The 23,163-nt window shown below is 29.0% G+C and carries 27 protein-coding genes; 15 read left to right on the top strand and 12 right to left on the bottom strand.

Annotated features, from left to right (window positions below):
- Window positions 1-22: 22 nt before the first annotated feature.
- Window positions 23-622, bottom strand: coding sequence for an SAM-dependent methyltransferase (locus tag ABIV_RS00825; RefSeq protein WP_114838093.1), 600 nt, complete (start codon window positions 620-622; stop codon window positions 23-25).
- A 216-nt stretch (window positions 623-838) separates the two neighbouring features.
- Between ABIV_RS00825 and ABIV_RS00820 the strand changes: the two genes are divergently transcribed.
- From ABIV_RS00820 to hisIE, 4 genes are read left to right on the top strand one after another with little or no spacing between them, the layout of a single operon-like run.
- Window positions 839-1,759, top strand: coding sequence for a branched-chain amino acid transaminase (locus ABIV_RS00820; protein ID WP_114838092.1), 921 nt, complete (start codon window positions 839-841; stop codon window positions 1,757-1,759).
- An 18-nt stretch (window positions 1,760-1,777) separates the two neighbouring features.
- Window positions 1,778-2,860 carry an SPFH domain-containing protein gene (locus tag ABIV_RS00815; protein WP_114838091.1) on the top strand — a complete coding sequence of 361 codons (1,083 nt, stop codon included), beginning with the start codon at window positions 1,778-1,780 and terminating at the stop codon, window positions 2,858-2,860.
- A 41-nt stretch (window positions 2,861-2,901) separates the two neighbouring features.
- Window positions 2,902-3,246, top strand: coding sequence for a hypothetical protein (locus tag ABIV_RS00810; RefSeq protein WP_114838090.1), 345 nt, complete (start codon window positions 2,902-2,904; stop codon window positions 3,244-3,246).
- A 26-nt stretch (window positions 3,247-3,272) separates the two neighbouring features.
- Complete coding sequence (gene hisIE / locus ABIV_RS00805; RefSeq protein ID WP_114838089.1) at window positions 3,273-3,953, top strand: bifunctional phosphoribosyl-AMP cyclohydrolase/phosphoribosyl-ATP diphosphatase HisIE; 681 nt, start codon at window positions 3,273-3,275, stop codon at window positions 3,951-3,953.
- A gap of 233 nt (window positions 3,954-4,186) precedes the next feature.
- Here hisIE and ABIV_RS00800 read toward each other — a convergent pair whose 3' ends face one another.
- The 4 genes from ABIV_RS00800 to thiC all read right to left on the bottom strand — a co-directional run bounded on the left by ABIV_RS00800 (window position 4,187) and on the right by thiC (window position 8,367).
- Window positions 4,187-5,035, bottom strand: a complete 849-nt coding sequence (locus ABIV_RS00800) for an AraC family transcriptional regulator (protein ID WP_162917960.1) — start codon at window positions 5,033-5,035, stop codon at window positions 4,187-4,189.
- The gene (locus ABIV_RS00795; protein WP_114838087.1) at window positions 5,035-5,577 is read right to left on the bottom strand and encodes an NAD(P)H-dependent oxidoreductase; all 543 of its coding nucleotides are present in this window, start codon (window positions 5,575-5,577) and stop codon (window positions 5,035-5,037) included. Before ABIV_RS00795 ends, ABIV_RS00800 begins: the two co-directional genes overlap by 1 nt.
- A gap of 95 nt (window positions 5,578-5,672) precedes the next feature.
- Window positions 5,673-6,863 carry an Mrp/NBP35 family ATP-binding protein gene (locus tag ABIV_RS00790; protein WP_114838086.1) on the bottom strand — a complete coding sequence of 397 codons (1,191 nt, stop codon included), beginning with the start codon at window positions 6,861-6,863 and terminating at the stop codon, window positions 5,673-5,675.
- A gap of 148 nt (window positions 6,864-7,011) precedes the next feature.
- Window positions 7,012-8,367, bottom strand: coding sequence for a phosphomethylpyrimidine synthase ThiC (gene thiC / locus ABIV_RS00785; RefSeq protein WP_114838085.1), 1,356 nt, complete (start codon window positions 8,365-8,367; stop codon window positions 7,012-7,014).
- Window positions 8,368-8,506: 139 nt separating this feature from the next.
- On the opposite strand from thiC, the gene ABIV_RS00780 reads away from it, so the two are divergent.
- The 5 genes from ABIV_RS00780 to ABIV_RS00760 are packed head-to-tail and all read left to right on the top strand — an operon-like array spanning window position 8,507 to window position 12,795.
- A complete protein-coding gene (locus ABIV_RS00780; RefSeq protein WP_114838084.1) occupies window positions 8,507-9,445 on the top strand; it encodes a hypothetical protein in 939 nt (312 codons plus the stop codon).
- Window positions 9,442-10,263 (top strand): HDOD domain-containing protein, encoded by an 822-nt coding sequence (locus tag ABIV_RS00775; protein WP_114838083.1) that lies wholly within the window; start codon window positions 9,442-9,444, stop codon window positions 10,261-10,263. Before ABIV_RS00780 ends, ABIV_RS00775 begins: the two co-directional genes overlap by 4 nt.
- 56 nt (window positions 10,264-10,319) lie before the next feature.
- Window positions 10,320-11,444: a bifunctional 2-C-methyl-D-erythritol 4-phosphate cytidylyltransferase/2-C-methyl-D-erythritol 2,4-cyclodiphosphate synthase gene (locus tag ABIV_RS00770; RefSeq protein ID WP_114838082.1), complete on the top strand. Its 1,125-nt coding sequence runs from the start codon at window positions 10,320-10,322 to the stop codon at window positions 11,442-11,444.
- The gene (locus tag ABIV_RS00765; RefSeq protein WP_114838081.1) at window positions 11,441-12,325 is read left to right on the top strand and encodes a DNA-binding transcriptional response regulator; all 885 of its coding nucleotides are present in this window, start codon (window positions 11,441-11,443) and stop codon (window positions 12,323-12,325) included. Before ABIV_RS00770 ends, ABIV_RS00765 begins: the two co-directional genes overlap by 4 nt.
- On the top strand, window positions 12,325-12,795 hold the full coding sequence (locus ABIV_RS00760) for a phosphatidylglycerophosphatase A family protein (RefSeq protein ID WP_114838080.1): 471 nt from the start codon (window positions 12,325-12,327) through the stop codon (window positions 12,793-12,795). Before ABIV_RS00765 ends, ABIV_RS00760 begins: the two co-directional genes overlap by 1 nt.
- 16 nt (window positions 12,796-12,811) lie before the next feature.
- Here the strand turns inward: ABIV_RS00760 and ABIV_RS00755 are convergent, their stop codons facing one another.
- The 6 genes from ABIV_RS00755 to ABIV_RS00730 all read right to left on the bottom strand — a co-directional run bounded on the left by ABIV_RS00755 (window position 12,812) and on the right by ABIV_RS00730 (window position 18,279).
- Entirely contained in the window at window positions 12,812-13,201 is a 390-nt protein-coding gene (locus tag ABIV_RS00755) for a hypothetical protein (RefSeq protein WP_114838079.1), read from the bottom strand.
- Window positions 13,202-13,383: 182 nt separating this feature from the next.
- On the bottom strand, window positions 13,384-14,505 hold the full coding sequence (gene carA / locus ABIV_RS00750) for a glutamine-hydrolyzing carbamoyl-phosphate synthase small subunit (RefSeq protein WP_114838078.1): 1,122 nt from the start codon (window positions 14,503-14,505) through the stop codon (window positions 13,384-13,386).
- Window positions 14,505-15,056: a DUF507 family protein gene (locus tag ABIV_RS00745; protein ID WP_114838077.1), complete on the bottom strand. Its 552-nt coding sequence runs from the start codon at window positions 15,054-15,056 to the stop codon at window positions 14,505-14,507. The genes carA and ABIV_RS00745 overlap by 1 nt, the downstream gene beginning before the upstream one ends.
- 4 nt (window positions 15,057-15,060) lie before the next feature.
- On the bottom strand, window positions 15,061-16,311 hold the full coding sequence (locus ABIV_RS00740; protein WP_114838076.1) for an adenylosuccinate synthase: 1,251 nt from the start codon (window positions 16,309-16,311) through the stop codon (window positions 15,061-15,063).
- 7 nt (window positions 16,312-16,318) lie between these two features.
- The gene (locus ABIV_RS00735; RefSeq protein WP_114838075.1) at window positions 16,319-17,164 is read right to left on the bottom strand and encodes an ATP phosphoribosyltransferase regulatory subunit; all 846 of its coding nucleotides are present in this window, start codon (window positions 17,162-17,164) and stop codon (window positions 16,319-16,321) included.
- 5 nt (window positions 17,165-17,169) lie between these two features.
- Complete coding sequence (locus tag ABIV_RS00730) at window positions 17,170-18,279, bottom strand: pyridoxal-phosphate-dependent aminotransferase family protein (RefSeq protein ID WP_114838074.1); 1,110 nt, start codon at window positions 18,277-18,279, stop codon at window positions 17,170-17,172.
- A gap of 202 nt (window positions 18,280-18,481) precedes the next feature.
- Between ABIV_RS00730 and ABIV_RS00725 the strand changes: the two genes are divergently transcribed.
- From ABIV_RS00725 to ABIV_RS00700, 6 genes are all read left to right on the top strand, one after another.
- Window positions 18,482-18,667 carry a hypothetical protein gene (locus ABIV_RS00725; RefSeq protein ID WP_114838073.1) on the top strand — a complete coding sequence of 62 codons (186 nt, stop codon included), beginning with the start codon at window positions 18,482-18,484 and terminating at the stop codon, window positions 18,665-18,667.
- 96 nt (window positions 18,668-18,763) lie between these two features.
- On the top strand, window positions 18,764-19,387 hold the full coding sequence (locus ABIV_RS00720; RefSeq protein ID WP_114838072.1) for a LysE family transporter: 624 nt from the start codon (window positions 18,764-18,766) through the stop codon (window positions 19,385-19,387).
- Between the two features lie 59 nt (window positions 19,388-19,446).
- The gene (locus ABIV_RS00715; protein ID WP_114838071.1) at window positions 19,447-19,899 is read left to right on the top strand and encodes a MarR family winged helix-turn-helix transcriptional regulator; all 453 of its coding nucleotides are present in this window, start codon (window positions 19,447-19,449) and stop codon (window positions 19,897-19,899) included.
- Between the two features lie 54 nt (window positions 19,900-19,953).
- A complete protein-coding gene (locus ABIV_RS00710; RefSeq protein WP_114838070.1) occupies window positions 19,954-20,523 on the top strand; it encodes a YceI family protein in 570 nt (189 codons plus the stop codon).
- Window positions 20,524-20,530: 7 nt separating this feature from the next.
- Entirely contained in the window at window positions 20,531-21,310 is a 780-nt protein-coding gene (locus tag ABIV_RS00705) for a DODA-type extradiol aromatic ring-opening family dioxygenase (protein ID WP_114838069.1), read from the top strand.
- Window positions 21,304-22,008: a pirin family protein gene (locus tag ABIV_RS00700; protein ID WP_114838068.1), complete on the top strand. Its 705-nt coding sequence runs from the start codon at window positions 21,304-21,306 to the stop codon at window positions 22,006-22,008. The genes ABIV_RS00705 and ABIV_RS00700 overlap by 7 nt, the downstream gene beginning before the upstream one ends.
- 49 nt (window positions 22,009-22,057) lie before the next feature.
- Here the strand turns inward: ABIV_RS00700 and purM are convergent, their stop codons facing one another.
- Window positions 22,058-23,053, bottom strand: a complete 996-nt coding sequence (purM, locus tag ABIV_RS00695; RefSeq protein WP_114838067.1) for a phosphoribosylformylglycinamidine cyclo-ligase — start codon at window positions 23,051-23,053, stop codon at window positions 22,058-22,060.
- Window positions 23,054-23,163 lie beyond the last annotated feature (110 nt).

Genomic DNA, 23,163 nt, shown 5'->3' with positions numbered 1-23,163 from the left:
GTTATAAACTTCTTTTCTTCTTTTAGCTTTTTTGAAGCACTACTCTAATCACACTAGCCTCTCCTTGATGACCTTTCCCTTCGTCTAAAATAGTGATTTGTTCTTTTACTTGTGCCTCACTAAAAGTATAATGAGTTTTAAAATCTTCAACTTTGTATAAAAGCTCTTTATCTTTTGGTCCACCACTATCATATTTTAATTGGTTTTGAGAAAAGAACTCTCCTACAAAAATTCCATTTTCTTTTAAAGACTCATCAATATTATCAAATAATCTATCTCTATCTTTTTCATACATATGTAAATAAGAAGCTACAATTACATCATATTTTTCTTCAACTTCCCACTCATTTAAATCTATACAAATAGTTTTTATATTTAAGCCCTCTTCTTTTGCTCTTTGTTGTAATTTTGAAAGTCCTATATCAGAAGCATCTATTGCACTAACTTCAAAACCTCTTTGAGCTAAAAAGATTGCATTTCTACCCTCTCCTTCTCCTAAACATAACACTTTTGAGTTAGCAGGGAAAGATTTAATCTTTGAAGAAATAAAACTATTTGGCTTTAATCCATATAAAAAGCCATCTCTTGAGAATTTTTGATTCCAGAACTCTTGTTGAGACATAATATTACCTTTAATTTTTTTTTAAATAATAGCAAAGAAAAAAGAAAGCAATCTTAAAAAACTCCATATAAAATTCACATTGATTTAATATAATAATTAGTTGTAAAGAATAAAAACAATCATTCACTTTATTTTAAAGCAAGCTTGGATAAACTATCAGACAAAAATCAAAAAGTAAATTGAAAATACAATTACTTTATTTATAGGGATGGATATATGACAGAAGCAAAATACATCTGGATGGATGGGAAATTTGTTGATTGGAATGATGCAAAAGTTCATGTTTTAAGTCACACTCTGCATTATGGGAATGGTGCTATTGAGGGTACTAAAGCTTATAAAACGCATGATGGAAGATGTGCCATCTTCAAATTAAAAGAGCACACTAAGAGATTAATTAACTCTGCTAAAATGACACTTATTCAAGTTCCTTTTACTGAAGATGAGTTAAATGATGCTCAAGTTGAATTATTACAAAAAAACGAACTATTTGAAGGTGCATATATTAGACCATTAGTTTATTTAGGTTACGGAGTTATGGGATTATATCATAAAGATGCTCCTGTAAATGTTTCTGTTTCTGCTTGGGAATGGGGAGCATATTTAGGTGAAGAGGGAATGAAAAAAGGTGTAAGAGTTAAAATTGCATCTATGACTAGAAACCCTAATACATCTGGTATGGGAAAAGCAAAAGCTGTTGCAAACTACCTTAACTCTCAAATGGCTAAATTTGAGGCAGTTGAAGCTGGATATGATGAAGCTTTATTAAGAGATGACCAAGGATATATTGCAGAAGCATCTGGTGCTTGTTTCTTTATTGTTAGAGATGGTGTAATTATTACTCCTCCAAATGATAATACTTTAGAATCAATTACTCAAGCAACAGTTATTGACCTAGCTGAAGATTTAGGTTATACAGTTGTTAGAAGAAGAATCACTAGAGAAGAAGTATATATTGCAGATGAAGCTTTCTTTACAGGAACTGCTGTAGAAGTAACTCCAATTAGAGAAGTAGATTGTAGAGTTATTGGAGCTGGTGAAAGAGGTCCAATTACTGAAGCTTTACAAAAAGCATACTTTGACGCTGTTCAAGGTAAAAATGAAAAGTATGAAAAGTATTTAACTTATATCAACTAAAAATAAAAAGGGTAATTTATGCCAATAGATAATGACTATTTTAAAAATAGACAACAACAAAACAAAGGTAACAACTCAAATGGTGGTGGTAACTACCAACCTCCTTTTGAGCCACCTGAGTTTTTCAAAAATTTCGGTAAAAAAGCAGGATTCATTTATGTAATTATTATCATAGTAGCTGCTTTATTTATTTTCAAGCCATTTGTAATCATTGAATCTGGTCAAGTAGGTATCAAAGTTACTACAGGTAAATATGAAGACAAACCTTTAAATCCTGGTTTCCACTTATATATTCCAGTATTCCAAAAGGTTATTGTAGTTGATACAAAAGTAAGACTTATTAACTATGCATCAGTAGAAACAAGTGGTAGTGCAGGATTTGATCAAAGTATCAAATTAAACCCGGCTATTAATATTCTTGATGCAAGAGGTTTACCAGTTTCTATTGAATTAACTGTTCAATATAGACTTACTGCAACAGGTGCTCCTGTAACTATTGCTACTTGGGGTAGAGCTTGGGAAGACAAAATTGTTAACCCTGTTGTAAGAAATATCGTAAGAAATGTTGTTGGTGGATTTAATGCAGAAGAGTTACCAACAAAAAGAAATGAGATTGCAACTCTAATTGAAAATGGAATTAGAACTCAAATTGAGTCTTTAGAAGGTACTCCTGTAACAGTTGAGTCTGTTCAATTAAGAGAGATTGTACTTCCAGCAAAAATTAAAGAGCAAATTGAGAGAGTTCAAATTGCTAACCAAGAATCTGAAAGAGTAAGATACGAGGTTTTAAGAGCTAAACAAGAAGCTGAGAAAAAAGCTGCACTTGCAAAGGGTGAGGCTGATAGAAACAGAATTGAAGCACAAGGTAGAGCAGATGCTGTAACTATTGAAGCAAAAGCACAAGCTGCTGCAAATAAAGAGATTGCTAACTCTTTAACACCAAGATTACTTGAAATGCAACAAATTCAAGTTCAAGGTAAATTTAATGACGCTCTTAGAGAAAACAAAGATGCGAAAATTTTCTTAACTCCAGGTGGTTCAACTCCAAATATCTGGGTTGACACTAAAGATAAGTCAAGAGATACCGCAATTAACAAATAAAAGGAAATAAGAAGTATTTTTACTTCTTATTTTGAACAAAGATGAAATATATATTATTAATTAGTTTACTTTTTCTAGCTTTAAAAGCTGAAAACAAAGTAGACTACTCAAATGTAGAAATAAAAAAAGAACTTAATACTGAACTTCCAAAAGAGAATAACTACTACCAAAACAATTCAAATGTATATGATGAAGTTAAAAATAAAATAGATAATGCTCCTAAAACTAAGAAGGGCATCATTACTTATAAAAATAATCTGAAACCTACAGATGGACCTATTGATCCTTCAAAAGAAGAAGACATCAATATAAAAAGTAATTTTGATATAAATAATGAAACAAAATCTATTGACAAAATAGAAGTTGAGCTTGGTAAAAAATTTTAATATTAAGTTATAAAAAAGGGAAAAACATGAGTATGGTAGATAAAATAGACTGGAAAAAAATGGAAGGTTTAATTCCTGTTATTACACAAGATGCTACAACTAATGAGGTTTTAATGCTAGCATATATGGATGAAGAAGCATTAAAATTAACTTTAGAAACAAAACAAGCTCACTATTTTAGTAGAAGTAAACAAAGAATATGGAAAAAGGGTGAAAGCTCTGGACATACTCAAGAAGTAGCTTCTACAATGGTAGATTGTGATAATGATACTATTTTATTAAAAGTAAATCAAAATGGAGTTGCTTGCCATACAGGAAGAAAATCATGTTTTTTTACAGACTTAGAAAGCAATGAAATAAAACTAGACGTAGAAGTTAATACTACAAGTGCTTATGGAGTAATTGATACTTTATACCATGTGATTGAATCTAGAAAAAATGATGACCCTTCAACATCATATACTGCAAAACTTTTACAAGGTAAAGAGAACTCTATGCTTAAAAAGATTGTAGAAGAAGCAGGGGAATTTACATTTGCTGTTAAAGATAATGATGAAGAAGAGATTATCTATGAAGCAGCTGATTTACTATATCATAGTTTAGTTGCTCTTTCAAGCAAAGGAATTAATCCAGATAGAGTAAAGCAAGAACTTTCAAGAAGGTTTGGTTTATCTGGAATTGAAGAAAAAAACTCTAGAGAAAAATAGCCTTAGGCTTTTTTCTCTTTCTTTCTAATAAAGTGTTTAACCACAAAACTAGCACCCATAAAAGCTAATAATCCAACTACAACAAATATAAAAATCTCAGTTAAAAACATTTCTTAGCTCCTTTTGTCTTTATTTATAGTTTATTATAATTTTTAATTAAACTAAAATTTTCTTAGACAATTTGATTTTTTTCTTTAAATTGAATTATAAAAAGTAACAATAGTATAAAGAATTTAAACCTTATACTTTTTATAATTAAGCTCTTTTGCCATTTGAAGTTTATTTGAGTAATAGTTTTTAGGTGTTTCACTCATAAAAGATTTAAACTCTTTTATAAAATGCGCTTGATCAAAAAAACCATTATCATAGGCAGTATTTGTTAAAGTATCAACCTTTAAAGAGCTTATTTTATCCCTTGTATTTCTAAGCCTTATTATACGAATAAAAAGTTTTACAGTAAGCCCTAACTCTTTTTTAAATACTCTTTCTATTTGTCTTGCTGAAATATTAAAATAAGAACTTAGTTCCTCAACTGAAATATCACCTTTTCTTTTATTAATTAACTCAATAATTTTAAAGGTATATTTTGAGTTCTCCTTTTTTGATAAAGATAATCTTTTTAATAAAAACTCATCACATAATATGACTTTTTGTTCTTCACTACAAGTTTTTAACTTCTCAAAAAATTCTATAAAATTCCAAAAAGAGTCTTTATAATCTATATTTTTATTTTGAAAATAAAAGAGTTCTTCATCAAAAAATCTATATGCTCCACCAGGATTAAATCTAATGCCAAAGGCTTCAATTTTCTTGTTAAAATTAATAATAGTTGGATATTTAGTTTGCCCAGTTAAAGTTACAGGTGAACTACATAATATTTGCTTTTGATTTACTTCCAAAGAGAAGGGATTTGCAAAATTAATTACAAATCCAAGACTTCCATCAGTTAAAATTTTTAAGCTTTTTTTCTCACTAAGATTTGCTTCTATTTTCCAATAATTAAAAATGTAAGGTTTTAACTCTTTACAGGGTTCATAAAGTTTAAAACCTATCTCAGCTAACTCTTTATTAAAATATGCCACTATTTTTTTAATACCTTTTCTTTTACTTCTTGAAGATGCTTTTGAAGTTTTTCTTCTGTAATATCACCATACTCAGAGCCATATATAAAAACAGATTCCTTCTCTTTTGTTCCTAACATTTTCATTGTATAAAAATATGAATTTAAACACTCTTTTACACTTAATCTATCTTCTCCATAAAATGACTCCTCTTTTGCTCCCATTGAAATAAGAGTTTGAAACTCTTTATCTTTTAAAGCTAAAGCTTCAAACTCTCCTTTCTCATTGATTATAAAAGAGAAACCATACTCTAAAACCGTATCTACCCATCTTTTAAGTAATGCTGGTGCACTATACCAATACATTGGAAATTGAAATACAATTTTTGAGATATTTTTTAAATCCTCTTGCTCTTTTTTAACATCAATATTAAAATCAGGATATAGTTCATTTAAATCTTTATAAAGAACATTTTCTTCACATCTTAGTTCTTCTTTGATTCTTCTATTTACAAGTGAATTTTCTAAATCATCATGGGCTAGTAGTACAAGTATTTTTTTCATATAAACTCCTTTTTTTAGAAGTTTATAAAAATTTAAAATCTATTAATTGTATAAAAACGACAAGAAAGAATAAAAAGAGCAAAAGCTCTTTTTATTTAGTGACAACCACAACCAGTTCCACATCCACCTGATGATTGTTGTTGTGCTTGAGATTGAGATTGAGAAGCTGCTGCACCACTTGTAGAACAAGCTGATACACCATTTGTAGTTGGTTGAATAGAAGCATTTTCAGCTTTATCTGAGTTAGCATCTACAAATTGTAGTAACTTCTCTGTTGCTTGCATATATCTTTTTGCAGATTCAGATTCTGGTTTGAAATAAACTACTGGTTTACCACCATCTCCACCTTCTCTAATTGCTGGTTCAATTGGAAGTAATCCTAATACTTGTGTATTATATTGCTCTGCAAGCTCTTCACAAGTTCCTCTTCCAAAAATATCTGATTCAGTGTTACACTCTGGACAAATAAATCCACTCATATTTTCAACAATTCCACCAATAGGAATATGAAGTTTTTGGAACATATCTAAAGATCTTCTTGAATCATCAAGTGCTACATGTTGAGGAGTAGTAACATTAATACCACATGTTACAGGAACACTTTGAGCTAAAGTTAATTGAGCATCACCAGTTCCTGGAGGCATATCAATAAATAAAATATCTAAATCTTCCCAAAGAATATCTCTTAATAGTTGTTGAATTGCTTTCATAATCATAGCACCTCTCCAAATAAGAGATTGTCCCTCTTCCATTAAAGAACCCATTGACATTACAGCAACACCATAAGCATTAAAAGGTTTAGCTTTATTACCAACTACCTCAACTTCTAATCCATTTATTCCCATCATACGAGGAATATTTGGTCCATAAATATCAGCATCTAAGATACCTACTTTTTTACCTTGCATTGCTGCAGCAATTGCTAAGTTTACAGTTGTAGTTGATTTACCAACTCCACCTTTTCCTGAACTTACCATTACAAAGTTTTTAATTTGTGGAGCAATATTACTTCCACTTACACTATTACTTTGTTGTTTTGGAGCTTCTGGTTTACTAATTTTTAAATTTACATTTGTAACACCAATTGTGTTTAATACTTCTGAAATATCTTGTTCTAATTTAGAAGATACTTCTTGTGCACTTGAAGTAATATCTAAAAGTATTGTACAGGCGTCATCAGCATCAATTTGGATATCTTTTACGAACCCAAAATCAATAATAGATTTTTGGAATCCTGGATATATAACTTTTGATAACTCTTCTTTTATATCAGCTATACTTGCCATATCTTTTGTCCTTATAAATAGTTTCTATTGAAAATTTTATCGTATTATATTTTAAATAGGATAATTTTAGTCTTAATTGAATTCATTAATAAAAAAAGGTCAAGTAAAAAATACTTGACCTTTTTATAACTTATATTTTATTAATATTTTAAACTGTTGCAGTTGCTTCAATTTTATCACCATGATCTTTTACAATCTTTTGTGTGATTTTATATGAACAAAATTTAGGTCCACACATTGAACAAAACTCTGCTTCTTTAAATACATCTTGAGGAAGAGTTTCATCATGGTACTCTCTTGCTCTTTCTGGATCTAAACATAATTCAAATTGTTTATTCCAATCAAAAGCATATCTTGCATCTGACATTTCATCATCAATATCTCTTGCACCTTTTCTTCCTCTTGCAATATCTGCTGAGTGAGCTGCAATTTTATATGCAATAATACCTTCTCTAACATCATTAGCATTTGGTAAACCTAAATGCTCTTTTGGTGTAACATAACAAAGCATTGATGCTCCATGCCATCCACCAACAGCTGCACCAATTGCAGAAGAGATGTGGTCATAACCAGCAGCAATATCAGTTGTAAGAGGTCCTAAAATATAGAAAGGTGCTTCATGGCAATACTCTCTTTCTAATTTCATATTTCTTTCAATTTGGTTTAATGGAACGTGACCTGGTCCTTCAATCATAACTTGAACATCTTTTTCCCAAGCTCTAAGTGTTAATTCTCCTAAAACTTTAAGCTCAGATAATTGTGCTTCATCAGATGCATCAGCAAGACAACCTGGTCTTAAAGAATCTCCTAAAGATAAAGATACATCATATTTTCTACAAATATCTAAGATATCATCAAAAGCATCATAGAATGGATTTTCTTTATGGTAGTGCATCATCCATGCAGCCATTAAAGAACCACCTCTTGAAACGATACCCATTTTTCTTTTAGCAATGTGTGGCATAAATTGTAAAAGGAATCCCGCATGAATTGTAAAATATGAAACCCCTTGTTGAGCTTGCTTTTCTAAAACTTTAAGCATATTCTCAATACTTAAATCTTCAATTTTATCTTTTACATCATGTAAGATTTGATACATTGGTACTGTACCAATTGGAACAGTTGAGTGTTCAATTACAGCTTCTCTAATTGAATCTAAGTCTCCACCTGTACTTAAGTCCATAATTGTATCTGCACCATGTTTTAAACAAACATCTACTTTTTCAATCTCACCAGCTATATCTGATGCTAGTGCAGATGAACCGATATTTGCATTAATTTTACATGAAGATGCTATACCTATTGCCATAGGTTTTAAGTGCTTATGATTTACATTTGCAGGAATAATTAATCTACCTCTTGCTATTTCACTTCTTACAAGTTCTGGGTCAATATTCTCTACTTTTGCAACATATTCCATATCTGGTGTAATAATGCCTTTTTTAGCATAATACATCTGTGTTCTTACTTCATCATCTTTGTGATTGTCTAGCCAATCTCTCATAAAAAAATCCTATGTAATAATTTGGGATGATTATATCAAATTTAGATTATATAAACTTAATTAAAACAACTAGTTTCAATTTATTAATTATATAAGAAACATTAGATTATAATAATCTATTCTACTATTTAAGGTTCATATGAAAAAGGTCGAAACACTAGCAGCTATTTATGAACAATCCGTACAAAAGCTAAAAGAAATTCTTTCTTATGAACAAAATAAAGAAAAACAACTACTTTTTTTAATTCAAGACCTATCTTTTGAAAACTCTTTTTCTCTTTCAGTAAATGAAAACTATGATATAAATGAAGTTGATAAACTTTTTAGATATTACGAAGAGCTTTTAAAAAATAGTTTTAATCAAAACAAAGAGCTTTTTGAAATTGAGTTTAAGCTTTATCTTTTAATTATAAAAGTTTTTACAGAACTTTGTAATACTTTTATTTGTGATAAAGAAAAAAGAAAACAAATCTCTACTTTCTTTCAAACATTAAAAGAATCAAAAAATATGTTAAAACTTTTGTTACCCCTTGATATTAAACATATAAATATCTTAAATAATTTAATTGGCGAACAGCTATATTATTTTTCACATCTTGATTATCATGATATTTCTAAATATCCTTTAGACTATACTCTTGAAAAATATCTTTTAAACTTAGAAAGAATGTTTCATGGATTTGATTTAAGTGTAGCTTCTAATTTTGGAAATAAAGAGTTTACAAATAAAGAAATAGAATTAGCTATTTTAAAAAATAATGCTTCATTTTTGATTTTAACTCTTATTTATAAAATTTATTCCCTTGAAGATAATAAAATTTTTAAAAATGAAAAATTTAAAAATATTATTAATTTTTACAAAAATAATTTTTCTTTAAATGAATGTAATAATTTTTATGACATAGAATGCTTAGAAAAAGTACTGTTAAGTAATTTTAGAAAAAGTTCTTCTTATATAAATAAAATAACAAAGCAAAATTTATTCAAAGATAAACTTAATTTATTAGCTCTTGATACAGATGAGTATAAACAATTAATTGATATTATAAGAAAATTTGATTTCCAGGATAGAAAATGAAACAGTTGATAGTAGAAAAAATTGATTCTTTGCCACCTTTACCTCGTTCTGTTATTGAGCTTGAAGAATTTAGAAAAATGCCTACTAAAGAACCTCTTGATTTATTAAAGATTATAGAGAAAGATCCTCTAATAATCACTACTGTTTTAAGAGTAGCTAATTCTGCAATGTTTGGGTTTGTAAGTGAAGTAGAAACTCCAAGTCGTGCGATTTCATTATTAGGTGTTAATTTTACTATCTCTATTGCATTGGGTTCAGTAATTCAAAATCTAATTCAAACAGATTTAAGAGCATATGGTTCAACTACTGATGACTTTATGTTTACTTGTAATCTTGCCTCAAATCTTATAAATACTTGGGTTGCTAAAATTGATAAAGACTTAAAAGAGGATTTACTATTACCTGCCTTTTTACAAGAGACTGGTAAGTTTATTATTTCTGAAATAATTAATGATAATAATAAAATAGAAGAGTTTCAAGAACAACTAGCAATTACTAAAAATGTATCATTAGTAGAAAGAGAATTTATTGGCTACTCATGTGCAAGAATTACTGCAAATATCTTTAAACACTGGAATTTAAGTCATAATCTTATTTTTTCAATTGGTTTTGTAGAAGATTTAGAAAACTGTCCTGCAGATTATCTTAAAAAAGTACAAATATTAGAAATTGTAAAAATTTTATCTGACATTAAAAATCCTTTATCAGAGGCAAATATCCAAAGAGCTTTAAACAAAGCAGAAGAGTATGGTTTTGACTCAGAAATATTACATAAAGCAATTGAATCTATTAAATATAAATTAGAAGAAGATCTTTAAGAATTCATAAGTTACATTAAAGTATAATTTGTAACTTTTTTACTCAAAGGGGCCTTGTGTCGAACGTAACGCTGATTGTATTATGTGCTGGGAACTCTACTAGATTTGGGCTTCAAGCAAAAAAACAGTGGCTTAGAATAGATAATGATCCACTCTGGTTTTTTGTTACTAAAAGACTCGCTAAACTCTATAAATTTGATAAAGTTATTCTAACTTCATCTCAAAATGAACTCAGATATATGGAAAATTTTAGTGATGATTACACCTTTGTTGCTGGTGGAGATACTAGACAACAATCAATGAAAAACTCTTTAGAGTATGTTACCTCTGAATATGTGATGGTTACTGATGTAGCAAGAGCATGTATCCCTGATGAAGTTATTACTTCTCTTATTAAATCAAAAGAAAAAGCTGACTGTATTGTTCCTGTATTAAATGTAAGTGATACTGTTATTTACAATGAAGATACAATAAATAGAGATAAAGTAAAACTTATTCAAACTCCACAAATATCAAAAACTTCTGTTTTAAAAAATGCATTAAATACAAATACAGAGTTTACAGATGATAGTTCAGCAATTAAAAATATTGGTGGTTCAGTATTGTATGTTGATGGTTCAATAAAGAGTAAAAAACTAACTTTTGAAGATGATATAAAAGAACTATCATGTTTAAAAGCTCCTAGTAATAACTTCTTTACAGGGATTGGATATGATATACATCCTTTTGAAGATGATAAAAAAATGTATCTTGGTGGAATTAATATTGATGTTCCCTATGGTTTCAAAGCACATAGTGATGGAGATGTTTTAATTCACTCTATTATTGATGCACTTCTTGGAGCTTGTGGAGCAGGAGATATAGGAGAATTTTTCCCTGATACAGATGCTGAATTTAAAAATATAGATTCAAAAATACTTTTACAAGAGATTGTAAAGTTTATTTATAATGTTGGCTATAAAATTGTAAATATTGATTTAACAATCATTGCTCAACAACCCAAAATTAATCCATATAAAAATGATATTAAAAAAACTATTGCTTCTCTTTTAAAAATTGAAAAACAGTTTGTTAATATCAAAGCAACAACTGCTGAAAAACTTGGATTTATAGGACGAAAAGAGGGAGTTGCTGTACAATCTATTGCAACGCTAAAATACTATGACTGGACGAAAAAATGAATATACTTATAATTGAAAGTGAGATTTATCTCGCTCAAAAAGTTGTTTCAAGATTATTAGATGATGGACATAATTGTGATTTTGTAGAATCACCTAATATTGATAATCTTACAAAAGATTACGATATTATATTACTTTCTACATCATTACCTGCTGCACTTTGTAAAACAATAATTAGAAGATATAGTGACTCTATTATTCTACTTCTTGTATCTTATATCTCTGATGAAACAGTAACAGATCCAATAAAAGAAGGTGCTAAAGATTATATAATGAAGCCTTTTATTATGGATGAATTAGTTAGGAAAATTTATCATTATAGAGAGTGTAAATCAATTAGAAAAGAGTTACAAACATTAAGAGAATATCTTGATTTCCAATTTACTGAAGTGGATACTAGTGACCATGTACTACCAACTTCATTTCCAACACTTATTGAAACAAATTCTCAAATTAGTGCTGATAAATTAGCTTTTGAATTAGTTAGAAAGCTTGATTTACAAATGAAATTTATCTCTCTTAGTTCAGAAAACTGGCAAAAAAGAGTAAATGAAAAATTTAATGGTATTCTTTATTTAACTGATTATCATAGTTTAAAAAAGAGCGCAAAAGAGAATTTAAATAAACTTGTTGAAGATAAAAAATGTATTATTGTCTCTTTAGAAAAAGAGGATGATTTCCCATTTACTAAAATAGAGTTTGAAAAAACTGATACTCTACTTATGTCAAATAATATTATGACTATCAATGACTATGTTAAAATGATGGTATTATCTTATCAAACAAAATATCCTGATACAGAGCTTTCTAAAAAACTTGGTATTTCTAGAAAATCACTTTGGGAAAAAAGAAAAAAACTTGGAATTGAGAAAAAGAAATAATGAGAAAGCTATTTTTAACAGTTTTTTATAGTGGATTAAGTCCAAAAGCTCCTGGTACTATGGGAAGTATCGTTGCTTTAATCTTAGGAGTAATATTACTTCAATATATCCATGAATCTACAATGTTTCTACTTGCCTTTTTAATTTCTGCTATTGCAGTAAAAGAAATTAATAAATATGAGGAAGAAGTTGGAGAGCATGATAGTAAAGAGATAGTTATTGATGAATTAGCTGGAATGTGGATTGCACTATCTATTTGTGGTATCACAACTGAAAACATGTATTATTTAGCTCCAATTGCTTTTGTTTTCTTTAGAATTTTTGACATTTGGAAGCCTTCTATTATTGGAAGAATTGATAAAAATGTAAAAGGTGGTTGGGGTGTTATGGGTGATGACATCGTAGCTGGACTTGCGGCTGGTATTGCTACTTCAGGAACTTATTATTTATTAGAAAAGTTTGTATTTTAAATAGTAGTAAAAACTACTATTTAAATACCTCTAAAATTTCTCTAGTTGCATTTGTAACTCTAAAAATTTTATCTTGAATTTCATAAACCTTTGTTCCCTTAATCTCTGGATACTTTTTATAATCTCTTATTTCTCTAGCTTTTCTTAAGTCTTCTTTATCAAGAACTTCACCTCTTTGGTATTTTTTCTCCCATCCAGGAGGTAACTTACCATCTTTATGAACTTTTTTTTCTAGTCCTGGTGGAAGTTGTTTATATTTAGTATGCTTTTTTTCTTCATACTTTTTTTCATACTTCTCTTTTTTATCATGCTTATACTTGTCTTCATAATTATTATATTTATCTGCAAGTAATGTTGTAGAGAAAAATAATATCGAAGAGATAGCTATTGTTTTTACTACTTTCATTTTTACTCCTATTGCAATTTATTAAATCTTACTATATATTTGTGAAAAAATAGTTTACAACTTATAGAATAATATATTAAAATGATTGTCTTATTAAATTAATGTTTGGGAAGGATTTATAGTGTAAAGAGAAAAAGATGCTAAAATTCATCTTCTAAATTGAAGATGAATAAATAGCTAGTTTATTTTACAATCTTAGCGAATTCGTCGAAGATATATTTCGACTCATGAGGACCTGGACTTGCCTCTGGGTGATGTTGTACAGAGAAAATCTCTTTATTTTTATATTTTACACCCTCAATTGTTCCATCAAATAAATTTTGGTGAGTAATCTCAGCAATTTCTACTATATTATCAGGAACGTTATAGTTATGGTTTTGTGCAGTAATTTCTACTACTCTTTCTGGATTTGCAACTGGATGGTTACCACCATGTTGTCCAAATTTTAGTTTATATGTATCATATCCATGAGCAATTGATAACATTTGGTGTCCTAAACAAATAGCAAAGATTGGGATATTTGCATTGATTAATTTTTCTACTTGTTTTTTCTCTTCAGTCAATGTAAGTGGATCTCCTGGACCATTTGATAAGAAGATTCCACCAATTTCTTTAGCTTCAAATCTAGCAATTAAATCATCTGCTTTAAAATCTGCTGGTACAACTTCTACTTCAAGTCCAGATTCTACTAATTCATTTAAAATATTTCTTTTTACTCCAAAGTCAATAACTACAACTTTTTTATCACTCATTACAGCTTTGTTGTACTCTTTTTTAGCATGATTCCATGCTCCATTTTTATGTACATAAGCCTCTTTTGTAGTAACTTCTTTAATATAGTTAATATCTTCAATTCTTGGACTTTCAGATAGTTTTTTAGCTAATTCATCTTTATCACTAATTTCAGTTGAAGCAATCATCATCATTGCTCCTTCATCTCTTAACATTTTAGTTAAATATCTTGTATCAATATCACAAATACCTAATACTCCATGTTCTTTTAAAAATGAATCTAAATCACCTTCGGCTCTATAGTTTGAATATTCATGATGATAATTTCTAACCAGAATACCTTTACAGTATGCTGTTTTACTCTCCATATCATCTGAATTTACACCTACATTTCCAATTTCTGGCATAGTAAACGTTACAAATTGACCTGCATAACTTGGATCTGAAATAATTTCTTGATAACCAGTTAATGAAGTATTAAATACAATTTCTCCAACTGTTGTACCAGTTGCACCAAATGAAGTTGCTTCTAAATATGTTCCATTTTCTAAGTAAATCCAAACTTTTTGCATTACATTAACCCTCTTTTAATTAGTTCTTCCTCATATAACCTATGATAAACAATATCATACTCTTCTGTACCTGGAATAAGTTTTCTCTTATAGTGTTTGATTTTTTCAATTACTGCATCATCAGCTTTTTCAAACCCTTTTAAAAACTCATCAATTGAAGAGAAAATTACATTTTTAACTTGATTGTCTGAACAAGTATAATGAATATAATCTTCTTCCCATAAATAATCTAATACTTTGTGTGCAATATCTGAAAATCTATCTTCATTGTTTAATATTACACCAAAATCATTAGCAAGTCTTTTTTTAGTTAACCAAAAAAGTTGTCTTCTATCTGCATTTAAGAACTCAATCTCTTCTTCTTGTGCATCTAATAACTCATGAACTTTTTCATCTAACTCATGCTCTTTTTCAATATCTGCATCTAAAATTTTCTCAATTTGAGCACTAATCTCTTCTTTTGTTTTTCTAATCTCTACAAAATCGCAATTAACTAAATCTCTTGAAATTCTCCTTGAGATATATGGCGTATGATGTAACTTCATTCTCATAGGGCTATCCTCTTATAATTGTATCTGCTCTCTCTGGTGATGTTGATACTATTCCAACTTTTACACCTGTTAATTCTTCAATTTTTTCAATATATTTTTTAGCATTAGCTGGTAGTGCATCAAACTCTCTACATCCAACTACACTATCCCATCCATCAATCTCTTCATAAATTGCTTTCGCATTTTCTAAATCTGTTGGCATATAATCAATTCTTTCCCCATTATAATCATAAGCAACACAGATTTTTATTTTTGGAAATCCATCAAGTACATCTAATTTCATTAATGATAATTGATCACATCCGTTTAATCTACTAGCATGTTTAACTGCAACAGCATCAAACCATCCACATCTTCTTCTTCTACCTGTTGTAGTTCCTACTTCTTTTCCTACATCAGCCATAGTATCACCATCTTTTCCAAAATCTTCAGATGGGAAAGGTCCATTTCCTACTCTTGTAGTATAAGCTTTAACAATACCAGTTACAATACCAATATCTTTTGGTGCAATTCCTAAACCAGTACAAGCACCAGCACTTACTGTACTTGAAGATGTAACATATGGATATGTACCATGGTCAATATCAAGTAAAGTTCCTTGTGCACCTTCTAATAAAATCTTTTTATTTTCATCTAATGCTTTCCATACCATGTTTGTAGTATTTGCAATAAATGGTGCAAGTTTCTCTTTATATGAGTTTAATAAAGCTTCTAATTCATCTTTTGATGGTGTTGCAATCTCTAATACATCAAAAATTGCCCTATTTTGCTCAAAAAACTCAATAATATCTGTTGCCAATTTATTTGGATTTAATAATTCACCAACTCTAAATCCAGATCTTGCAATTTTTTCAGCATATGCAGGTCCAATTCCTTTACCTGTTGTACCAATTGCTTTATCACCTTTTAGCTTCTCTTTTGCTTGGTCAATTTGAGCATGGTATGGTAAATTTAAGTGTGCTTTATCAGAGATAAAAAGTCTACCTTCTAAATTTTCAAATTGCTCCATTTCTTTGATAATTGATTCAGGAGATAAAACAACACCATTACCAATTACATTTACTGCATTTGGGTTTAAAACACCAGAAGGAATTAAGTGTAATGCGTATCTAACACCATCAACCCAAATAGTATGACCTGCATTGTGACCACCTTGTGATCTACAAACCATATCATAATTTTGAGCAAGCATGTCAACCATCTTACCTTTTCCTTCGTCTCCCCATTGAATACCAACTATTAAATCTGCTTTCATCTTTTCCCTAATCCTCTAAAATTTTTAATAAACTATCTGTATAAAGTGCAAATCCTAATGAGCTAATTCCATCAGAACTATATTTTCCACCTCTGCTAATTACAAAGTTGTCTTGAATCACTCTAAAGTATACATCATCATAATATTTTAAACTACCATGATAAAGTGGTGCAACAACTAAGTTTTTATATTCAACACTTCTTGCTACAGCTAATAATTTTTCAAGTTCTGCTTTTATAACTTCAGGTGAAATTTTAATTGCTTTTTCTAAATCTTTTATATCTTTTACTTTAATTAATTGATTTAACCAAGCATCGTCAATTTCAAATAGTTTTGCAATTTCACCATTCTTGAAATAGTCAATATCAATATCAAACTCTTTTGAAATAAGTTTTGGAATATTGATATTTGATAATTGTAATACTGGATTTATCTCTAAATCTTCTAAAATAGTTCCAGTAATATTTACTAAATCAACAATATTATCATGGTCTATCCACTCACAACCAATTTGATAATCTTCTGTTGATGGATATGAAAATACTGGTTGTACATAAAACCATTTTTTATGAGATGTTGCTCTTCCTAATCTTTTTGTAATAATTCTCACAACATCTAATGTAGAATCAGCTCTAAGTGAAACTTGCTCATTCTCTTCATCTGAAAACTTAATTAGTTTTCTATCATTTGCTATTGCTTGATGTTGAGAATAAGAGAAGTTTGGAGTGATTATCTCTTCAAAACCTTTTGAATCAAGAATCTCACAAACTCTATTCTCTAAATTTCTTTTTGCTTTTGCTGTTTTACCAAAATATAGTCTTGACCCTTTTGGTATCTCATGTTCAAAAACCATGATAATTATTTCCCTTTAAACATTGTTTGAGAAAATACTTTTGATGCTGTTCCATCAAAACTTCTGATATTTAACTCATCCATTGCTAATTCAATTGCATTTACAGCCCATGTAGCTTCATAATCTTCTACTAATCCCATATGATTAATTCTGTAGATTGAAGTTTTGATATGGTCTTGCCCACCTGCAATATTTACATTATATTTTGTTTTTAAAATTTTTCTAATTTGTGGTGCATTTTCAGTATAGATTGTAGTCATTGCATTTGCTGGAGTTTGAGGATAAATCTCACATCCAATAGCTTTTAAAGCTTCTCTTGTAGCTTCTGCTCTTAATGCTGTATTTGCATATAACGTTTCAAATCCACCATTTGCTTTAACATAAGCTAAAATCTCTTTTAAGCCTATAATTAAAGTTGTAGCTGCTGTCCATGCAGTAGTATTTGTTCTTTGTTTTTTGATTTCTGTAGCTAAATTGAAATAGAAACCTCTTGCGTTCTCTTCAATTTTAGAAACTGCTGCATTTGATAAACCAATAATTGCAAGTCCAGGAGGAAGCATAAGTGCTTTTTGACTTCCTGTGATAACTGCATCTATGTTTGTGATATCAATTTTTTCTACACCAATTGCAGTAATTCCATCTGCAACAATTGTAATATCTTTATTAATCTTTTTTATTTCAGCTGCAAGTTCTTCTACTGGATGTCTTAATCCTCCAGCACTTTCACAAATTTGGATATAAACAGAATCGATATCACTGTCATTTTTTATAGCTTCAACTACTGCATCAACACTTACAGGAGTATTCCACTCATTTTTAATTTCAGTATATTCGATATTAAAAGCTTTACAAATTTTCCCAAATCTTTCACCAAATTTTCCTGAATTGATAGTTAATGCTTTTTTCTTTGTTAAGTTAGTAACACAAGCTTCCATCGCACCTGAGCCACTTGATGCAAGCATAACTACTTCATCCATTCCAAATAATTCAAATAATAGTTCTCTTGTTTCTTCAAATATTTTTTCAAATTCAGGCGTTCTATGATGTATTGTTACATCTGCCATAGCTTTTCTTACAAATTCCGGTACAGGCGTTGGTCCTGGTGTTAGTAACATATAATTTCCTTATAAGCTTTTAGTAAAACTCGATATTATATCTAAGTGTTTATAATTAATTGGTTAAATATACAAAAAACATTTTTTAAGCTATTATTAAGTTATAATCCTTGACATTATCAATTTAAAAATGTACAATACCCATATTTTATTACTATTTTCAATAAGTAATAGATAATTTTACATTTAAAAGGAATATAAAATGGCAAAAGAATTAAAAGAAAAGAAAGTTGCAAAAATCGCTACAAAAGCTGCAAAAAAAGTAGCTAAGAAAAAAGATGTTGAAAAAGTAGCTAAAAAAGTGACTAAGAAAGTATTAAAATTAAAACTTACTAAACCTAAAAAAGCTAAAAAAGTAGCAAAGAAAGTAGCTAAAAAAGCTGCATAATTTTTTATATAAATAAAAGGTAGACTCTTTCTACCTTTTATTTTTCAACTAAAATTTAATATAATCTTCTCTTATTTTACTCACAAAAGATTTTTTATGAACTTAGATGTTTGGATTACACTATTTCTAGCCTCTTTGGCTATTTCTATCTCTCCTGGAGCAGGTGCTGTTGTATCTATGAATTATGGAATTAAGTATGGTTTAAAAAAGTCTTATGCCGCAATTTTTGGTTTACAAGCAGGACTATTTATTCAAACTTTTATTGTTGTTATTGGTTTAGGTGCATTAATTGCAAACTCTGTAATGCTTTTTAATATAATAAAATGGATAGGTGTAGGTTATTTACTATATTTAGGTTTTACAAAAATATTTGAAAAAGTTGAAACTATTGAAGAGACAGAACACTTAAAAAACTATAGTGCAAAAAAAGCTTTTATATCTGCTACATTGATAAACCTTACTAATCCGAAAGCAACAGTTTTTTTAGTGGCATTTATTCCACAGTTTTTAGACCCAAACTACTCTTTATGGATTCAATTTCTTATCATTATTACAACCTTATGTATTATTGATATTTTTGTTATGACAGGTTACTCTTCAATGGCTTCTAAGCTAAAATTCTTAATCAAAGATGTAAAAGCAATGAAGATTCAAAATAGAATTACTGGTACATTTTTAATTTTAGCTGCACTATTTATGAGTACTACAAAAAGGGGATAAATTTTTATCACTTGACATTTACTACTAATTAGTAGTATAATTTTATCCAAGGAGTTAGAATGATTAAAGAATCACTTAAAAGCTATGGTCAAAGAGCAGACAAAAGTATGAAAACCTATCTAAGAATTGAAAGACTTAGATTAAAGATTCATAATAAAACTGTATCTTATCTAAGTGAAAACAATCTAACTTTCAATCAATTTAAAGTATTAGAAGTACTTTACCATAGAGGTGACCTAAATATAGGTTCAATAACTAAACTCACAATGAGTACACCAGGAAATACAACTGTTGTAATAAAAAATCTAAAAAGAGATGCTTGGATTACTTCAATTGCAGACCCTGAAGATAAAAGAGCTTCAATACTAACTCTTACTAAAAAAGGAAGAGATATTATTGAAAAAGTATTCCCTACTCATGCACAAAAGTTAAATAGTTACTTTGATGCTTTAGATGAAGAGGAAATTGATACTCTATATAATTTACTTGATAAGTTATATCAAGCAAATTAAAAAATTTTACATTCATATTACTAATTAGTAATAATTTTAATAAAAGGAAATAAAATGACAAAAATTGCAAAACTAAGTTTAGCTTCTATTTTAGCAGCAGGTGCATTATATGCAGGTACTTATAATGTGGATAAGAGCCACTCAAATATTGGATTCAAAGTAAAACATATGATGATTTCAAATGTAACTGGAAAATTTGATGATTTTAAAGGTAGCTTTGAATATGATGAAAAAACTAATCAACTAAAATCATTAACTGGAACAGTAGAAGTAAAATCAGTTAATACAGCAAATGAAAAAAGAGATAACCACTTAAGAGAATCTGATTTCTTTGCAGCAGAAGAATTTCCTTTAATCACATTTAATCTTGAAAAAGTTGAAGATGATAAAGCTTATGGAAAATTAACAATGAGAGGGGTTACTAAAGATGTTGTTTTAAATGTTGAAACAAATGGAACAATTAAAGATCCTTGGGGAAATACAAGAGCTGGTTTAGTTCTTGAAGGAAGTGTTAATAGATTTGATTATGGAATTAAATATAACTCAGTATTAGAAGCTGGTGGTGTTGCAGTTGGTGAAAAAGTAAAACTAATTGTTGAATTAGAAGGTATTTTAGCAAAGTAGTAAAAAGATGAACTCTTCACTATTTATTTCACATGGTGCACCAAATATTATTCTAAAAAACTCTCTTAGTAAAACAAACTTTGAGAATTTTTCAAAAAGAGTAAAAAAACCTCAATATATCATAATATTTTCTGCTCACTACCTAACAAAAACTCTAAAAGTGATTAATTATGAAAAGAATAGTCTTCTTTATGATTTTTATGGTTTTGAAAAAGAACTTTATGAGTTTAAATATGAAATAAAAAGTGATAAAGAAAAAACTCTTAATTTGATAACTTATTTAAAAAAAAGAGGAATTGAAGTCTCAATTGATAAGGATAAGTCTACTTATGACCATGGAGTCTGGACTGCCTTATCAATGATATATGAAAAACTAAATGTCCCAGTTATTCAATTATCAATTCCTACTTCTTATAGTTATAAACAACTAATAAACCTTGGAGAGACTCTTCAAGGTTTAAAAGAAGAGGCTTTAATCGTAGGAAGTGGAGGCACTACTCATAACCTCTTTGATATGCAAAATAGTACTATGATAAAAAAATATGCGAAAAATTTTAATAATGAGCTAATCAATATAGTAAATAAAGGAAAGGAAAATCAGTTACTAGCTTTGAGTAAAACTCCTTCTTTTAAACAAAATCATCCCTCAGATGAACATTTTTTGCCTTTATTTATTATATTTGGAAGTGCTAAAGATAAAAAAGGAGTATCTTTTAATAGTGAATTTTTCTATTCAAATATCTCCATGGAATCTTTTTATTTTGATAAGGAGGGTTTATTATGTTAAAAAAAATATCTAAAGAGAAGATGGGTTCTTCAAATCTTGGGTGGCTTGAGTCAAGATTTCACTTCTCCTTTGCAGAGTATAAAAATCCTAATAACATGAATTTTGGTGTCTTAAGAGTTTTAAATGATGATGTAGTTCATCCCAAAAGTGGCTTTGATACTCATCCACATCATAATATGGAAATTATCTCATACATAGTTGAAGGAGAGATTACCCATAAAGATTCAATGGGAAATGAAGAGACCTTAAAAAGAGGAGAAGTTCAATACTTAAGTGCAGGAAATGGAATTTATCATAGTGAATATAATCTACATGAAGCTAAGGATTTAAGACTTTTACAGATTTGGATTATTCCCCCTACTATAGGTCTTCCTAGGCTGTATGGTTCCCAAAAATTTGAAAAAGAGCAAAGAGAGAATAGACTTTTAAATATTGTCTCATCAAAAGATGGAAATGCTCCTATAAAAATACATCAAGATGTGAATCTTTATGTAAGTGAATTAGAAAAAGGAAATAGTTTAGATTTTAAAATAGATAAAAATAGACAAATATATTTTGTACAAATTGAAGGAACTTCATCAATTAATAATATAGACTTAAATGAAGGTGATGCCCTGGAAATCACAAAAGAAGAAAAGTTAACTATTCTAGCAAGTAGTAACTCTCATTTTTTATTTATTGAAATGCCACAAGCATAAAAAAAGGCAAGCTTTTAAACTCGCCTTTTTGATAAGAAAAAAGAGCTTATTAAATATACTCTACTTCTGCTGTTCCAGCTTTAATTTCACCAATCACATAACCATCTGTATTTGCTAATATTGCGTCAACATTTGCAGGGTTCACAACAAGAACCATACCAACACCCATATTGAATGTTCTGTACATCTCTTCTAATTCTACATGATTAGACATAAATTCGAAAATAGGTAATACTTTGATTTTACTTCTATCAACAACTGCTTTTAGATGAGAAGGTAAAACTCTTGGTAAGTTCTCAGTAATACCACCACCAGTGATATGTGCTAATGCATTGATTTTGTCTTTATTTGCTTTAAACTCTTTTACATAAATTCTTGTTGGCTCTAATAAAACATCAGATAATTTTTTACCTTGGAAATCATCCTCTAAAGACATTCCAAGTTTTTCTAAAAGAAGTTTTCTAACTAATGAGAATCCATTTGAGTGAACACCTGAAGATGGAAGAGCAATTAATACATCACCCTCTTCTATTTTCTCAACTCTATTTAACTCCTCTTTTTCTGCAATACCAACACAGAAACCTGCTAAGTCAAAGTCACCCTCTTTGTACATTCCTGGCATTTCAGCAGTTTCACCACCTACTAAGGCACACTCAGATCTAATACAACCTTCTGCAATACCTTTTACAACATCTGTTGCTTCTGCAACTTCTAGTTTTGCAGTTGCATAATAATCTAGGAAAAATAATGGCTCTCCAAAATTACAAAGTAAATCATTTGTACACATTGCTACTAAGTCAATTCCTACTGTATCAAATTTTTTTGAGTCAATTGCTAGTTTAAGTTTTGTACCTACCCCATCAGTTCCTGATAATAAAACTGGGTTTTTATAACCTGTTGGTAATTCAAATGCACCTGCAAAAGAACCAATTCCTCCAAGTACTCCTGGGATTAAAGTAGATTTAACATGTGGCTTGATATTTTCAACAAACTGATTTCCAGCATCAATATCTACACCAGCATCTTTATAACTTACTGTTGACATTATTTTCCTTCTTTTTTTGTTTTGAATATTACTCTTAAATATAAACTTAATTTTTTGCAGTCTCAAGATATATTTATTTAGTTTAATAGTATTTTGCTATTATACCTAAA

The sequence above is a fragment of the Halarcobacter bivalviorum genome (genome assembly GCF_003346815.1).
GTDB classification, from domain to species: Bacteria; Campylobacterota; Campylobacteria; order Campylobacterales; family Arcobacteraceae; genus Halarcobacter; species Halarcobacter bivalviorum.
Note: the sequence above shows the minus strand (reverse complement) of the source record. Positions and strands in the feature narration are given on the sequence as shown.

What these genes read in the sequence shown, in the direction of transcription:
- ABIV_RS00825 (WP_114838093.1), bottom strand. Translation starts at nt 622, where the DNA reads ATGTCTCAACAAGAGTTCTGGAATCAAAAATTCTCAAGAGATGGCTTT.
- ABIV_RS00820 (WP_114838092.1), top strand. Translation starts at nt 839, where the DNA reads ATGACAGAAGCAAAATACATCTGGATGGATGGGAAATTTGTTGATTGG.
- ABIV_RS00815 (WP_114838091.1), top strand. Translation starts at nt 1,778, where the DNA reads ATGCCAATAGATAATGACTATTTTAAAAATAGACAACAACAAAACAAA.
- ABIV_RS00810 (WP_114838090.1), top strand. Translation starts at nt 2,902, where the DNA reads ATGAAATATATATTATTAATTAGTTTACTTTTTCTAGCTTTAAAAGCT.
- hisIE (WP_114838089.1), top strand. Translation starts at nt 3,273, where the DNA reads ATGAGTATGGTAGATAAAATAGACTGGAAAAAAATGGAAGGTTTAATT.
- ABIV_RS00795 (WP_114838087.1), bottom strand. Translation starts at nt 5,577, where the DNA reads ATGAAAAAAATACTTGTACTACTAGCCCATGATGATTTAGAAAATTCA.
- ABIV_RS00790 (WP_114838086.1), bottom strand. Translation starts at nt 6,863, where the DNA reads ATGGCAAGTATAGCTGATATAAAAGAAGAGTTATCAAAAGTTATATAT.
- thiC (WP_114838085.1), bottom strand. Translation starts at nt 8,367, where the DNA reads ATGAGAGATTGGCTAGACAATCACAAAGATGATGAAGTAAGAACACAG.
- ABIV_RS00780 (WP_114838084.1), top strand. Translation starts at nt 8,507, where the DNA reads ATGAAAAAGGTCGAAACACTAGCAGCTATTTATGAACAATCCGTACAA.
- ABIV_RS00775 (WP_114838083.1), top strand. Translation starts at nt 9,442, where the DNA reads ATGAAACAGTTGATAGTAGAAAAAATTGATTCTTTGCCACCTTTACCT.
- ABIV_RS00765 (WP_114838081.1), top strand. Translation starts at nt 11,441, where the DNA reads ATGAATATACTTATAATTGAAAGTGAGATTTATCTCGCTCAAAAAGTT.
- ABIV_RS00760 (WP_114838080.1), top strand. Translation starts at nt 12,325, where the DNA reads ATGAGAAAGCTATTTTTAACAGTTTTTTATAGTGGATTAAGTCCAAAA.
- ABIV_RS00755 (WP_114838079.1), bottom strand. Translation starts at nt 13,201, where the DNA reads ATGAAAGTAGTAAAAACAATAGCTATCTCTTCGATATTATTTTTCTCT.
- carA (WP_114838078.1), bottom strand. Translation starts at nt 14,505, where the DNA reads ATGCAAAAAGTTTGGATTTACTTAGAAAATGGAACATATTTAGAAGCA.
- ABIV_RS00745 (WP_114838077.1), bottom strand. Translation starts at nt 15,056, where the DNA reads ATGAGAATGAAGTTACATCATACGCCATATATCTCAAGGAGAATTTCA.
- ABIV_RS00740 (WP_114838076.1), bottom strand. Translation starts at nt 16,311, where the DNA reads ATGAAAGCAGATTTAATAGTTGGTATTCAATGGGGAGACGAAGGAAAA.
- ABIV_RS00735 (WP_114838075.1), bottom strand. Translation starts at nt 17,164, where the DNA reads ATGGTTTTTGAACATGAGATACCAAAAGGGTCAAGACTATATTTTGGT.
- ABIV_RS00730 (WP_114838074.1), bottom strand. Translation starts at nt 18,279, where the DNA reads ATGTTACTAACACCAGGACCAACGCCTGTACCGGAATTTGTAAGAAAA.
- ABIV_RS00725 (WP_114838073.1), top strand. Translation starts at nt 18,482, where the DNA reads ATGGCAAAAGAATTAAAAGAAAAGAAAGTTGCAAAAATCGCTACAAAA.
- ABIV_RS00720 (WP_114838072.1), top strand. Translation starts at nt 18,764, where the DNA reads ATGAACTTAGATGTTTGGATTACACTATTTCTAGCCTCTTTGGCTATT.
- ABIV_RS00715 (WP_114838071.1), top strand. Translation starts at nt 19,447, where the DNA reads ATGATTAAAGAATCACTTAAAAGCTATGGTCAAAGAGCAGACAAAAGT.
- ABIV_RS00710 (WP_114838070.1), top strand. Translation starts at nt 19,954, where the DNA reads ATGACAAAAATTGCAAAACTAAGTTTAGCTTCTATTTTAGCAGCAGGT.
- ABIV_RS00705 (WP_114838069.1), top strand. Translation starts at nt 20,531, where the DNA reads ATGAACTCTTCACTATTTATTTCACATGGTGCACCAAATATTATTCTA.
- ABIV_RS00700 (WP_114838068.1), top strand. Translation starts at nt 21,304, where the DNA reads ATGTTAAAAAAAATATCTAAAGAGAAGATGGGTTCTTCAAATCTTGGG.
- purM (WP_114838067.1), bottom strand. Translation starts at nt 23,053, where the DNA reads ATGTCAACAGTAAGTTATAAAGATGCTGGTGTAGATATTGATGCTGGA.